Source organism: Maribacter sp. C-4077, from assembly GCF_055378385.1.
On sequence record NZ_AP038807.1, the window covers coordinates 2,130,756 to 2,144,485 of the forward strand.

The following is a 13,730-nucleotide window of genomic DNA, read 5'->3' on the forward strand; positions in this document are numbered from 1 at the left end:
AATATGGAAAAACTTTAAATCGGGTTAAAATGAAAAATTTCAAAATTGTACTGGTCTTGTTTTGTTTAACATATCATTTCCAAGGCGATGCTCAAGGGGTGACAGGTTCTGTGGAATATATCAAGGAGCTGACTTCCCAATGGAAAGGGGAGCGCTTTGATGATGGAAGACCCAAGGTAACGGATGCCCTTTTAAGCAGGATGAAAAATATACAGATAGAGGAGGCCTGGGGCTTTTTAAGAAGTAGAGGCTACAACAACCAATATGAAGGGGAATGGGAAATTATCCATCCGGAAGGTGTTATGACTGGAAGAGTGGTCACTGCCCAATATATGCCGTTAAGACCGGACTATCAAAGATTGATAAAACTAAAGGGAGCCGAGGAAAAAAGGGATACCATAGGGGGCAGCAATTCCTGGCCCATTCAACAGTTGGTACCGGGAGACGTTTACGTGGCGGATGGATATGGTAGAATCATTGATGGTACCCTTATAGGTTCCAATTTGGGGAATGCCATTTATGCCAATTCACAGAACGGGGTCATTTTTAATGGCGGTGTACGTGACGTGGCGGGTCTTTTGGATATTGAAGGCTTCAATGGATGGCATAAAGGAGCGGACCCGTCCTATCTACAAGAAGAAATGTTGTCTGCCATTAATGTGCCAATTAGGATAGGAAGGGCAACTGTTTTGCCAGGCGACGTGGTATTGGCAAATAGGCATGGAACCATCTTCATTCCTTCCTATTTGGCTTCTGAACTGGTGCTTTCCTCTGAAATTGTAGGCTTACGGGACATTTTTGGATTTCAGAGATTACGGGAGAAGAAATATACTGCTGGCCAAATCGATACCAAATGGACGGATGAAATCAATAAGGATTTTGAAAACTGGTTAAAATCCTATCCGGACAGCAAATTACCCATGACAAGAAAGGAGCTTAACGATTATATGGATTCCAGAAAAAATTAAATATCAAACCATTAAATAAAAAGGAATATGATAGCAATGAAGTTGCATTTTCTTTCTAAGGTTGCGCGGGGACTAACACTTATTACACTTTTGGGCCTTACTTCTTTTATTTCGGCGCAGAATCGAAATAAGAATGTTACGGAAATTGAGAAAGCAGTTACCGAATTATACGGTGCCATGGTGGACAAGGAAAAAGAAGTTTTGGAGCAATTGACATCGGAAAATTTATCCTATGGTCATTCCAGTGGTGCTTTGGAAAATAAATCGGAATATGTAAACGGGGTACTGAACGGTGCATTTCAGTTTTCTTCCATTACGCAAAAGGAACAGACCGTTGCGGTAACCGGTAATGTAGGTGTGGTTCGGCATATTTTTGAGGCCCAAGGAAACAACAATGGTAAACCGGCCGAGGTAAGGATAGGCTGTCTATTGGTATTTAAAAAGGAGGGCCGATGGAAACTACTGGCGAGACAAGCTTATAAACTTTAAAATATTTACTCTTGGGAAAAATCAATATTTATTCAATTTCTTTAGGCTTTGCGGCGGTTTTCTTATTGGTCGTCGTTGGTATGATCATATCGGGAAATATAGATATGGCAGGACCTTTCATACTAATTCTTTTTGCCCTCATTGCATTCGGCTTCAACGGGTATGAAAAATTAAAAGGTCTTATTTTTACAATTATGATTTTTATGGGGGTGACGGCTGCCCTCTACTACCCATCCTATTTCACCAATATTGGTGATTTCAAGCTCACTGTACTTATAATTCCACTTATACAGATTATTATGTTCGGTATGGGTACCACTATGAGCATCAAGGATTTTGCAGCTGTTTTTCAATCACCTAAGGGTGTTGCTATAGGGGTGTCGGCACAGTTACTAGTAATGCCCATCATTGGTTACATTTTGGCACAGATAAGTGATTTTCCTCCGGAAATTGCAGCCGGTATCGTTTTAATTGGCTGTTCCCCAAGTGGTGTGGCCTCAAATGTTATGGCTTTTTTAGCCAATGCCAATGTTGCTCTGTCCATAACCATTACATCCATAGCAACATTATTGGCTCCTTTTCTTACGCCACTAATGATGAAGGTATTTGCAGGTGAATTCATTGAAATCGATGTGCTTTCTATGATGTGGAGCATTATCAAAATGATTATTCTTCCCATAGGTGCGGGTCTTTTGGTCAATAAACTTTTGGGAAAAGGTGCCAATTGGATTGGTCGAGCCATGCCGCTAATCTCAATGTTGGCCATTGGATTGATCATTACGATTATCACTGCTGCGGGCAGGGATAGTTTGTTGGACATAGGAGGCATATTAATGTTTCTTGTATTGATCCATAATTTCTTTGGATACCTTCTAGGTTATTGGTACGCGAAACTCTTCAAAATGTCCGAAGAGGATGCGCGAACCATTGCTCTTGAAGTGGGCATGCAAAATGCTGGATTGGCATCTGGTATTGCCAACAGTCTTGGGAAAATAGCAACCATGGGATTGGCGCCCGCAGTGTTTGGACCGTTGATGAACATCACTGGATCTGTATTGGCCTCTTACTGGCATGGAAAACCAACGGTGAAGGAAGCTAAAGTTTTGGAAACCAATTAATAAATAAAATTAATCACATTAACAAAAATCAAAAGAACCAATGAAAAATTCAAGAAGATCTTTTATATCAAAATCTTTAATGGCTGGAGCAGGTTTAGGTATGGTTTCAAGTACCTATGGTAACGAATATGTAGCAGCTATTGATAAAAACCCCAAACTTTCTGCGCCTTCAGATTTAAAGATAACCGATGTAAAATGTGGTTTTATACGAAGGGGTAGTGGTCTTTTCGTGAAAATACATACCAATCAGGGAATTTACGGATGTGGAGAAGGTGTTGATGCCGTGCCAGGTACCTACCACCTGGTCAAAAGAATGGGATTTTTTTTAAGGGACCAAAGTCCTTTCAACGTTCATAAAATATTTGAGGATATTAGACGGGCGGGTCATTTTGGCGGCGCGCAGTCAGGTACTTACGTAGCAGTTCTCTCAGCTATTGAAACTGCCTTGTGGGACTTGGCTGGCAAAGCCTTGGATTTGCCTGTTTATAAGTTGCTTGGAGGCAAATTCAGGGACAAGGTAAGGGTATATTGTGATACGGCGCTTTATAGGGTTCGTTTTCCCTCTCCGGACGATTTCGCTACCGCAGCAAAGGATGCCATCAAAAATTGGGGTTTCAATGCCTTAAAGTTCGATTTGGATTATGCTAGTGATCCGGATAAGTATGATCGATATAATTGGACCGCCAGTCCGGGTGAAATTATACGTATGTATGATCAACTTGCCGCGGTGAGGGAAGCGGTAGGTCCAAAAATTGATTTGTGTGTGGATATGCATGGACGTTATGATCATGTTACCGCCCAGACCATAGCAAAAAAAGTAGAGGATTTAAATCTTACTTGGTTGGAAGAGCCCATACCAGCAGAAAATTTTGATGCTTTTAAAACACTTGCCGAAGAAACAAGTACTCCAATTTCTGCTGGTGAAAATGTGTATCTAGGTCATGGGTTCAAGCAATTGTTAGACAATGGAGTGGATATTATTATGCCAGATCTTCAAAAATGTGGCGGATTAGGTGAAGGTCAACGTATTGCCAATTTGGCCAATTTATATTATGTTCCTTTCTCTCCACACATGGTGGCTTCATTCCTAGGAGCCATGGCCTGCGCCCATGTGTGTGCCTCGGTTCCAAATTTCCATTTAATGGAATGGCAATCGTACTTTCATACAGACCCCATGTTTAAGGAAATAGTAACCTATGATGAAGGAGATTGGGTAAAGGATAGTTTTGTAAAAGTTTCGGATAAACCGGGTATTGGGGTAGACATCAATGAGGATGCCATGCGAAAATATGCACCTGAAGGAGTTCCGTTTTTTGAATAATCAATAACACTTTAAATATAGAAGATTATGTTTGGAAAAAAATATATGCTCCTAGTGGTGCTCGTGGGTCTTGCAACACAAATGATGGGGCAGCAGATCAGTAAGGAAGAACTTATTTTTTTGACTCCACAATGGACCGGAGAACGTTTTGATGATGGAAGACCCAAGGTGTCCGATGCCCTGTTGGAACGGATAAAATCCGTAAGTGTGGAAGAGGCTTGGGCCGTCATGAAGAACGAAGGATATCGATATCAAATAGCGGAGGATTGGAAAATGATCAATCCAGATAGTGTTTTGGTAGGTCGCGCCGTAACAGCCACCTTTATGCCAGGCCGCCCTGATGTATGGAAAGCCATTGATGACCGTGGAAAAGCTGAGGGAAAACGGGGACAAAATACATGGCCCGTGGATATTTTGGTTAAGGGTGATGTTTATGTTGCCGATCAATTTGGGGCGGATAAGGACGGTCCTACCATTGGGGACAATGTAGGGAATGCCATTTATGCCAAAACTGGAAATGGCATCGTTTACGACGGCGCTCTTAGGGATGTGGAGGGACTCATGGAAATAGGTGGTTTTACCTCCTATTACACCAGCTATGATGCATCCCACCACAATCCACCGGGAGATTTGAATACGATGCTCATCGGTATAAACCAACCTACCCGAATCAGAACGGTAACCGTTATGCCAGGCGACGTGGTCTTGGGAAAAATGGGAGTAGTGACTTTTATACCTCCCCACTTAGCCGAAAAGGTCGCAACAACTTCGGAAGTTGTTAGGCTCCGTGATATGTTTGGCCACTTGCGTATCAAAGAAGGTGTATATACCGCAGGACAAATAGATACCCGTTGGGCAGAGGATATAGAAAAAGACTTTAGCAAGTGGCTCAACGAACATATAGATGATCTTCCTGTTTCAAGGGAACAGATTCAAGAAATATTGAAGAAAAGAACTTGGTAGCCGATAGTAAGTACGGTTGAAATTAAAACCCTTATCGCCGGGATTTTACACCTTAAAATAATGCAAAAAAAAGACTTATCCAGATTTCTGATTCCTCTTTCAGTAACGATGTTTATACTCGTTCTTGTTGGATGTCAATCTCCTGAAGTACAAAGTACGGACCATAAGACATGGTCCCACTATGGGGGCAGTCCGGATCAATCCAAGTTTTTTGAGTCGCCTAGTATTACCAAGGAAAATGTAGGTCAACTGGAAATGCTTTGGAGCTATCCTTCCGGCGATGATAGGTTTTATTTTTTCAGTCCTATTATCGTGGACAGTACCATGTTTGTGTTAGGAAAGAATAGTTCTTTAATTGCAATTAATGCCCTAACAGGGGAAGAACTTTGGATTCATGCCAATTTACCGGGAATTACCAGAAGAGGTATCAATTACTGGGAAAGTAAGGACAAGAGTGATCAAAGATTGTTGTTTACCTTGAACAATTCCATACAGGCCATAGATGCAAGAACAGGAAAATCCATAGAGAATTTTGGAAACAATGGATATGTAGATCTTAGGGAAGGGTTGGACCGTGATCCAACCTCAATAACCCGTATTCAATCTATGATGCCAGGTGTCATTTATGACAATCTATTGATATTGGGGTCCGCGCCCGGAGAAGGATATTTTTCGCCGCCGGGTCATGTCAGGGCCTATAACGTGGTCACTGGTAAAATGGAGTGGATATTTCATACCATTCCCCATCCTGGCGAATATGGCTATGAAACATGGCCAAAGGATGCTTACAAATATGTGGGCGGTGCCAATGTTTGGAGTGAAATCTCCGTAGATGAGGAAAGGGGAATCGCGTATTTGCCCATTGGTTCACCTACGTATGATTATTACGGGGCCGATAGACTAGGAAGTAATCTTTTTGCAAATTCCCTGGTTGCCGTAGATGCTAAGACAGGAGAAAGATTATGGCATTACCAAACGGTACATCATGATTTGTGGGATTATGATCTATCACCTGCACCTCAACTACTAACAGTGAACAAGGATGGGAAAAAAATAGATGCGGTTTCCATAGCCACAAAACATGGATTTGTTTTTGTGTTTGATCGGGTATCCGGGGAACCTTTATTTCCAATTGAAGAAAAACCATTTCCAAAAAGCGAAATGCCTGGGGAAGAATCTTGGCCTACCCAACCCATAACATCACTCCCTAGTTTTACAAGACATGAGGTAACCAAGGAAAATTTGAATCCATATTTTTCGGATAGCCTTCGACAGGATTGGCTTAAGCGGCTGGACTCGGCAAAAACCGGTCTGTATGTGCCGCCATCGGATAAATATGAAACCCTAATGATGCCCGGAGCCTTGGGTGGTGCCAACTATGGTAATACTGCTGCAGATCCAGACAATGGAATAATGTACATAATGACCCAGGAGTATGCCTCAACGTACAGGTTAAACAAAGTGGAACCACCTAAAAATGAGTTGACGAATAATGATGTTGATAAGGTGAAATCGCTCTACGGGTCTTCGTGTATTGCCTGTCATGGTCCAAATATGGAGGGTGGTGCGGGACCTTCCCTAAAAAATTTGGGACACCATATGTTTTATGAGGATTTTAGAAACATTGTAATCAACGGAAAAGGGGTCATGCCTGGTCTGGTACATGTGGACGAAGCCTCTTTAAAGGCGTTGTTTCAGTTTTTGGGAGGTGATCCTGAACGTAGAAATTTTAGACGTGGCCAAGGTGAAGAAGTGCCAATCGAAGGACCAGTTGTGGCTTCAGGAGGCGTAGATATTCCCCCGGATACCCAGCGTGGCGCTCCCATGCAAGAGTATCCTGAAGGCACTGATCATCCAGAAGTAAGGTACACCACGGATTATGGTTTGGACTGGCCGGGTTTAATTGACCCACCTTGGTCTTCGATCCTTGCATATGACCTCAATAACGGAACGATAAAATGGAGACGGCCCATTGGCGTGGACTCCCTTTATGCAAAAGGGGATGAGACCAAGGGAGCTCCAAATGGTACACAACGTAAGGGTATGGTAATTACCTCTACGGGTATCGTATTTGCTACTGCCAAAGGAGGCAAGGTATATGCATTTGATAGTGAAGATGGAAGCGTACTATGGGAAACTACTTTGAGCAATGAAACCAATGCCCAACCAAGTATGTTTACTTTGAACGGTAAGGAATATTTGGTCATAAATGCTACTTCCAATTTTAGAAGCGATAGTTACGATCATTCAAAAAAGTCGGGAGCCATTTCCAAAGGGTACGTGGTTTACGGGATACCGGATAAAAAATGACTTCTTTCGTAGGGGTTAAAAATGATAATTTTTCGAATCGATTAAAATATAATTCACTCTTATGAAACCAATGCTTAGTTTTTTGTGCTGTCTTTTGGGCAGTATCTGTATAGCGCAAAACCTCAATGAAAGGGTGGTCCACAATGACCCTTCTACCTATCGGGATTTGTCTAGTGTGCACGCAGGTGCGGGTACAATGGGTTTTACCCAGTTAGTAGGTAGAAATGATCTGGCCACTAATTTTTTGTATTTACATTCTGGAATAATTCAGCCTAAATCTGGGATAGGCCATCATTTTCACCATTCCATTGAAGAGATGTACGTTATTCTGGATGGGGAGGCGGAGTTTACGATTAATGGAAGAACATCGACCCTAAAGGGGCCGGCATTAGTTCCCTGCAAACTTGGCGATTCCCATGGTATTTATAATGCCTCTGGAAAACCTTTAAAGTGGTTGAATTTTGCCGTAAGCGAGGTAAAGGCAAGGGGAGATGCCTTTGATTTGGGAGACGATTTATCCAAAACCAAAAAAGATGGCGCCCCTGTGTTTGTAAATGCTCAATTGAACATGAGCCAACTTAAAGAGGACGAAAAGGCCCATTATGGAAAGGGAGCAAAGTTTAAAAGAATTTTGGGACCCGAAATCTTTAGAACCGCTTGGCACCATGTGGATCATCTAGTAGTGCCGGCAGGGACCAAAACAGAAATGCATCGATTGGAAGGTACAGAGGAGGTTTATTACATTATGAAAGGAACAGGGTCCGCTACAGTAGGTTCGTCCACGGTAGAGTTAAAGAAAGACGATTCCTTCTTTGCCAGCTTGGGAGAGGAGATATCATGGTCTGGTGATGGTGAAGATTTGGAAATTTTGGTGATTGGTATAGCCGCATCCAATGAAAGTGGGCATAAAATTAATAAACCCTTGAACCGACCCAAGGCCATGGCATTGCAAATGGACTTTGTGGTAGATGCGGAAAATGCGGCAGCTTTTGAAAAAATGTACTATTCCATTTATGTTCCCGCGATGGTCGTACAAGACGGATATTTAAGTTCTAAACTACTTCGTCTTTTTCCTCAAGATTTGTCAAAGGAGATCCAAGCGGAACCAACTATATTCAACTACCAAATTCAAATATCTTTCGATACGGAAGAAAATAGGACAAAATGGGTGGCCAGCGACCAGCATCAAATTGCATGGCCGGCAGCATCAGGACTTGCCAAGGAATTTAAGTGGCGAGGCTACGATGTTATGGGCGATGATGTGCAGCATTAAAATAGTCGTTCTTAAAATGGGTCGGCATTTTCCTTGTTAGTAATAAAGGCTTAAAAATGGTTTCTTATTTTTAAGATGGGTAAATAAGCATCCAGACATTTATTGAAAACAAGATTCGACACCTCGTAAGGCGATGTTTTAGAATAAAATTAGGCAAATACATGGCAATACAACAACGATTGTACAACCCACTAAATATCAAAACTATACATGGATAAAAATCAAATAATCCCAGAATTGGCTAATGAAGGCATATGGATAGGAAGATGCCACGTTCCAAAAAAAAACGCTTTTAAAAATATAGCGGGACCCCACGTGATTTGGGCCCATAAGGGAATAGTTTATGATCTGTCCTATTATTTTAAATCTACCAGTGAACTTATCAATACTAGTTCTTATAAAGAGTTTCTAAAGGTGAACGACCAAAATATTACCCAAATAGGAAAGCTGGAAGAAATATTGGAGAACTCCATATTCCATAATAGGGATGAAGAAAAACCTTTTCTACTGGCGCCTAACGATACCCAGGCGGTAAAGGCGTGCGGGGTAACTTTCATTAAAAGCCTATTGGAACGTGTAATTGAGGAGAAGGCAAAAGGTGATCCCATGTTGGCGAATGAGATAAGGGAAGAAATTACGGCTACCATAGGGGAGGGTCTAAATAATGTTAGACCTGGCTCTGACCATGCCATGAAATTAAAGGAAGAACTGAAGAAACGGGGTATCTGGTCACAATATTTGGAAGTAGGTATAGGGCCGGATGCCGAAGTATTCACTAAGTCCCAACCCTTTTCTTCCGTTGGTTTTGGCGCTGAAGTAGGGGTTCACCATGATTCTGGTTGGAACAACCCAGAACCAGAAGTGGTATTGGTAGTGACCAATAAAGGGCAAATAGTGGGTGCCACATTGGGCAACGATGTTAACCTGAGGGATTTTGAGGGAAGGAGCGCCTTATTACTTGGCGAAGCGAAGGATCAAAATGGCTCATGCGCCATCGGTCCGTTATTTAGAATGTTTGACGATACGTTCTCCCTGGAGCATTTAAAAGCTTCAAAAGTATCATTAAAAATTGAAGGAAAAGATGGCTTTCTTTTAGAAGATTCCAGTGATATGGGGGAAATAAGCAGGTCTCCGGAGGACTTGGTGAGTCAGGTATTGAGCGATAATCATCAATATCCCGATGGGTTTGTACTTTTTTGCGGAACGATGTTCGCCCCTACGTTGGACCGGGACAAAGAAGGTATGGGCTTTACCCATAAAATAAATGATAAAGTGGTAATTGCATCTCCCAAACTTGGCCAATTGGTTAATTGGGTAAACTTAACGAATAGGATTCCAAGATGGCAATTTGGAATCAATGCCTTTATTGATTATACCCTAAAAAGAATGATCGGCTAGCATTAGCTATAGGTTGATGCTGTGGTAAATTGAAATCCCCCTTCTTAAGAAACTGATTTATTTGTTCCTAAACCTATTGTTTTATTACTCCCAACCTCTGTAAATAGCAATTTTCAATTGTGCTTACAGGGATTGGGAGTCAACATAGATTACATTGTATTGGATAAGTTCAAAGTATAGAATTCATTAGGAAATTGCTTAATAGGCCTTTTGTTTTTTCCATAGTCACTATTTTTCAAAAGGTTTCATTTTGTAAATAAGCGCTGTGCAAATGTATAAAGGTCATGTCGCCATACGGGCCATGTATGTCCTCCTGGATATTCGCTGTACTCATATTTGATACCTATCTCGTCAAATTTTTTCATCATTACTTGACAGTTTTGGTAGGCGATATCCTCTTTACCTCCCATCGAAATAAAGAAGCGGTTCAAATTGTTATTGATTTTCTCGGTATGCTTTTTCATAAGTGCATATTGGGGACCCGATAACTCATCGTTATTTGCGAACCATCCCGAACTGAAAACACCTAAATAAGCGAACATATCCGTATTCTGAATACCTGCATAAAGTGTTTGCAATCCACCCATGGAGAGTCCGGCTAAGGCTCTATTTTCAGCTCCTGTCTTTACCCGGTATTTGTTTTCCACAAAAGGTATCGCTGCTTGTTTTAGTTCATTTTCAAAAGCCTTCAGTGAATTTTCGTTGAACCCGGCGAGACCGCCAGAGGAAACATTTCCGTCCAACATGGCAATAATCATAGGTTCAGCCTCATTTTCGGCAATTAAATTGTCCAATATTAGATTAGTTTTCCCTTGCATGGCCCAGCCCCGTTGGTCTTCACCACCGCCGTGTAAGAGGTAGAGCACCGGATAGTTGCCGGTTGACCCATCGTACCCCGGAGGTGTATAGACATACATTTCTCGCCAAGAACGGGAAGCTTCGGAATAGTACTTGTTAATGCGAATATCACCATGGGGAACATCCTTTAAGCTGTAGTATCCATCTCCCTTGAACGGTATCTCGATTCCACTGGCCATACGACCCATTCCATAAAATGATTCGCTGGCAGGATCTGCAACCGCTACCCCGTCGATAATCAGGGAATAGTAGTGAAAACCTTCGGTGATGGAGTCTGTGGTAACGGTCCAAAAACCTTCATCATCTATTTCCATGTCGTATTTTTTACCCAGGTCTATTTGTAGATTTTTGGCATCCGGAGCCTTGGTCTTGAAAATAACACGCTTATCTGGTAGTATTTGAGGATAGGACGACCTTCTTATATTGGTGCTTGCTGGTAATCCGAGCACGCTGTATTTGTTGAAAAGTGATTTATCAACCGGTTTAAAGAGTAATTGAGAAAACATGTACAAGTCATTTTTCCACACCTCAAAATCATGTCCACCTGGTTCCACATAAAAGATATGGGGAACATCGTGTTTACTCAAGTAATCACTCGTACGTTTACTAAAAGGCATCAGACCGTCGGCATCGCCACAACTGATCCATAATGCTTCCAATTCTTTAGCCTTTTCAGGATTTGGCAGTAATTCTTCAGGTACTTTTGTATTTGGAGCCGAAGAAAAGGCACCTACCCAAGAAAAAGTATCCAAATTGCCCAAACCAAAATTTAGGGTTTGCCCACCACCCATAGAGAGACCTCCAATGGCACGGTGCTCCTTATCCTTGTAGACTTTGAATTTTTTCTCGACATACGGAATCAAATCGTTCAACAAGTCTTTTTCAAAAGTGGCAAATGCGGCCACTTTATCCTGGGCAAAAATATTACCCTCGGCCCGGTCATTTTTCATGGCGCGACCGTTTGGCATGACCACGATCATGGGTTCCAATTTTCTTTCCGCATAAAGATTGTCCAAAATTGCGGCCGGAGCTCCATTTTTATACCATTCCTTTTCATCGCCACCGATGCCATGTAATAAATATAATACTGGATAGCGTTTTGATTTGGAATAACCTGGAGGAGTATAAATGAGCGCTTTCCTCTGGGCACCGACCGTTTTTGAATCATACAGAATACTGTCGATACGACCTTTCGCTATTCCGGATTTTTCCATATCAAACCCTTTAGGAGCGTGCCTTTCGGTAATTGGATTGTTGGCCTGATTACGAAGAGCATTCAATAGTTTAATGGCATATCTTCTGCCAAGAATACGGTAGCCTTCGGCATTAAAATGAAGATTATCCTTTGCATCCGGCACTCCCTTTGACGAAACAATATGTGCATTGGGTATCGTTTCTGGAAGCGTTGCAACAATTTCGTTCATACTCGAACAAATACCACCTTGATCCGCATGTACCATCTCACCGGCAATTAAAGGTGTTTTGGAAGCCTCAAGCCCCAAGTCTTTAAGCAGGTTGTCATATACTATTTGCACTTTTTTGGGCCATAGGGTGTCCCCGGTGTTCGATTCTCCCTGATGCAATAGAATACCTTTTATTACACCGTCCTTTTGAGCAATTTTTGCCATATCTACGAGACGTCCATATGGATTTCCGTCGTATTCCTTTATCATATTCAGCATCCAATCCGGTGCCGTTTTGACATAATCCTCATAACCATCCTTGTCGAAAAGCTCAATTTTGCAACTTCCTACCGCTACATTTATGACCCCAACTGTAATGCTATCCGGAAGTTTTTCTACAAGCGTTCTTCCAAAGTAATCAGTAGGTGTAAGGCCCGTTTTACAACGGCATAGAGGCGGTATGGCCGTGTACCAATTTCCTTTCTTCCGATTAAGTTCCGGGCAGTCTACTGCTGCCAACACCTTAAAACGGTCCGTTACATCAATAGTGTCCTGTGCTTCTATACGAGCGTTCCCCTCCATGTTGGACTGACCAAAACTCAAATAAATATGAAAGTTTGGGTCCTGACCCATAATTTTTATGGAAGATATCAGGAGCATTGCCAAAACGCCGATGTGGATTCTTAGTTTTTTCATTTTTAGTGTTGTGTATCTAGTTTACAATTAAAAATATCAGTCATTGATTAATTGGTTCCTTTTTATCCAATCAAATAAGGGAGTAATCCAGCTGGAGTGTTTGAAAATAAATCCATGACCTCCTTTTGGATATATATGCATTTCCACATTTACTTTATTGTGTCTCAATTGTTCAAAATATTCAATACTATTGTCCACATCAACAGTGATATCATCTGCAGCATGCGTTATGTAAGCAATTGGTGTATTTGTATTCACTTGTAATTCATTGGAGAAAAGTCGAATATCTTCTTCACTGGGATTTTCACCAATTAAAGCATTTCGAGAACCATCGTGGGTTAAATTACTGGTCATGCTAATCACTGGGTAAACCAAAATTTGAAAGTCGGGCCGTAAGCTTGTGTTCCGTTCATTTTCTATGTAGGCCTTTTCAAAATGGGTGGAAACAGTTGAAGCTAAATGCCCCCCAGCAGAAAACCCCATTACACCAATTTTATCTTTGTTCAACCCCCACTTTTCAGCATTTTCACGTAATATTTTTATGGCTTGTTGGGCATCTTGTAAAGGGCCAATTTTTCTATCTACCATAATCTCATCATTTGGTAAGCGATATTTTAAAACAAAAGTCGCAATACCTTTTTCAGCTAAAATTTTCGCATTACTAATGCCTTCACCTTGATAAACAACAACACTATAACCACCGCCGGGAATAAGAATAACGGCTGTGCCTGTTGCTTTTTCGGGATTTGGTTTGAAATATTCCAGGGTAGGATTGGTTACATTCCTATACAAACCTTCTCCAGATTCTTTTATTTCAGAGGGTTTTGAATTTGGAATTTCAGAAGAATATAGATTTATTATTTCCTGAGCATTTATAGCGGAAAATGATAAGAAGAATAAAACTATATGATAAAAAATATTTTTCCCCATTAA

At 41.4% G+C, this 13,730-nt stretch carries 10 protein-coding genes; 8 read left to right on the forward strand and 2 right to left on the reverse strand.

What is annotated here, in order from left to right:
- Positions 1-29: 29 nt before the first annotated feature.
- The 8 genes from ACZ41C_RS09265 to ACZ41C_RS09300 all read left to right on the forward strand — a co-directional run bounded on the left by ACZ41C_RS09265 (position 30) and on the right by ACZ41C_RS09300 (position 9,840).
- A complete protein-coding gene (locus ACZ41C_RS09265; protein ID WP_138257851.1) occupies positions 30-968 on the forward strand; it encodes an RraA family protein in 939 nt (312 codons plus the stop codon).
- 27 nt (positions 969-995) lie between these two features.
- Positions 996-1,457 carry a nuclear transport factor 2 family protein gene (locus ACZ41C_RS09270; protein WP_464560912.1) on the forward strand — a complete coding sequence of 154 codons (462 nt, stop codon included), beginning with the start codon at positions 996-998 and terminating at the stop codon, positions 1,455-1,457.
- Positions 1,458-1,468: 11 nt separating this feature from the next.
- The gene (locus ACZ41C_RS09275; protein ID WP_240042695.1) at positions 1,469-2,575 is read left to right on the forward strand and encodes a bile acid:sodium symporter family protein; all 1,107 of its coding nucleotides are present in this window, start codon (positions 1,469-1,471) and stop codon (positions 2,573-2,575) included.
- Between the two features lie 79 nt (positions 2,576-2,654).
- Positions 2,655-3,896, forward strand: a complete 1,242-nt coding sequence (locus tag ACZ41C_RS09280) for a mandelate racemase/muconate lactonizing enzyme family protein (RefSeq protein ID WP_205123402.1) — start codon at positions 2,655-2,657, stop codon at positions 3,894-3,896.
- Between the two features lie 27 nt (positions 3,897-3,923).
- Complete coding sequence (locus ACZ41C_RS09285) at positions 3,924-4,859, forward strand: RraA family protein (RefSeq protein ID WP_138257848.1); 936 nt, start codon at positions 3,924-3,926, stop codon at positions 4,857-4,859.
- 60 nt (positions 4,860-4,919) lie between these two features.
- The gene (locus ACZ41C_RS09290) at positions 4,920-7,169 is read left to right on the forward strand and encodes an outer membrane protein assembly factor BamB family protein (RefSeq protein ID WP_138257847.1); all 2,250 of its coding nucleotides are present in this window, start codon (positions 4,920-4,922) and stop codon (positions 7,167-7,169) included.
- A 61-nt stretch (positions 7,170-7,230) separates the two neighbouring features.
- Positions 7,231-8,442, forward strand: coding sequence for a cupin domain-containing protein (locus ACZ41C_RS09295; protein ID WP_464560916.1), 1,212 nt, complete (start codon positions 7,231-7,233; stop codon positions 8,440-8,442).
- 210 nt (positions 8,443-8,652) lie between these two features.
- Positions 8,653-9,840 (forward strand): fumarylacetoacetate hydrolase family protein, encoded by a 1,188-nt coding sequence (locus ACZ41C_RS09300; RefSeq protein ID WP_138257845.1) that lies wholly within the window; start codon positions 8,653-8,655, stop codon positions 9,838-9,840.
- Between the two features lie 245 nt (positions 9,841-10,085).
- Here the strand turns inward: ACZ41C_RS09300 and ACZ41C_RS09305 are convergent, their stop codons facing one another.
- Together ACZ41C_RS09305 and ACZ41C_RS09310 are read right to left on the reverse strand one after the other, a co-directional pair.
- Positions 10,086-12,797 carry an alpha/beta hydrolase-fold protein gene (locus tag ACZ41C_RS09305; protein WP_464560918.1) on the reverse strand — a complete coding sequence of 904 codons (2,712 nt, stop codon included), beginning with the start codon at positions 12,795-12,797 and terminating at the stop codon, positions 10,086-10,088.
- Positions 12,798-12,833: 36 nt separating this feature from the next.
- Positions 12,834-13,727, reverse strand: coding sequence for an alpha/beta hydrolase (locus ACZ41C_RS09310; protein ID WP_464560920.1), 894 nt, complete (start codon positions 13,725-13,727; stop codon positions 12,834-12,836).
- Positions 13,728-13,730 lie beyond the last annotated feature (3 nt).

Excerpts from the sequence above, each read along its gene's own strand:
- ACZ41C_RS09305 (WP_464560918.1), bottom strand. The coding sequence starts at position 12,797 with ATGAAAAAACTAAGAATCCACATCGGCGTTTTGGCAATGCTCCTGATA.
- ACZ41C_RS09295 (WP_464560916.1), top strand. The coding sequence starts at position 7,231 with ATGAAACCAATGCTTAGTTTTTTGTGCTGTCTTTTGGGCAGTATCTGT.
- ACZ41C_RS09285 (WP_138257848.1), top strand. The coding sequence starts at position 3,924 with ATGTTTGGAAAAAAATATATGCTCCTAGTGGTGCTCGTGGGTCTTGCA.
- ACZ41C_RS09280 (WP_205123402.1), top strand. The coding sequence starts at position 2,655 with ATGGCTGGAGCAGGTTTAGGTATGGTTTCAAGTACCTATGGTAACGAA.
- ACZ41C_RS09265 (WP_138257851.1), top strand. The coding sequence starts at position 30 with ATGAAAAATTTCAAAATTGTACTGGTCTTGTTTTGTTTAACATATCAT.
- ACZ41C_RS09310 (WP_464560920.1), bottom strand. The coding sequence starts at position 13,727 with ATGGGGAAAAATATTTTTTATCATATAGTTTTATTCTTCTTATCATTT.
- ACZ41C_RS09290 (WP_138257847.1), top strand. The coding sequence starts at position 4,920 with ATGCAAAAAAAAGACTTATCCAGATTTCTGATTCCTCTTTCAGTAACG.
- ACZ41C_RS09270 (WP_464560912.1), top strand. The coding sequence starts at position 996 with ATGATAGCAATGAAGTTGCATTTTCTTTCTAAGGTTGCGCGGGGACTA.
- ACZ41C_RS09300 (WP_138257845.1), top strand. The coding sequence starts at position 8,653 with ATGGATAAAAATCAAATAATCCCAGAATTGGCTAATGAAGGCATATGG.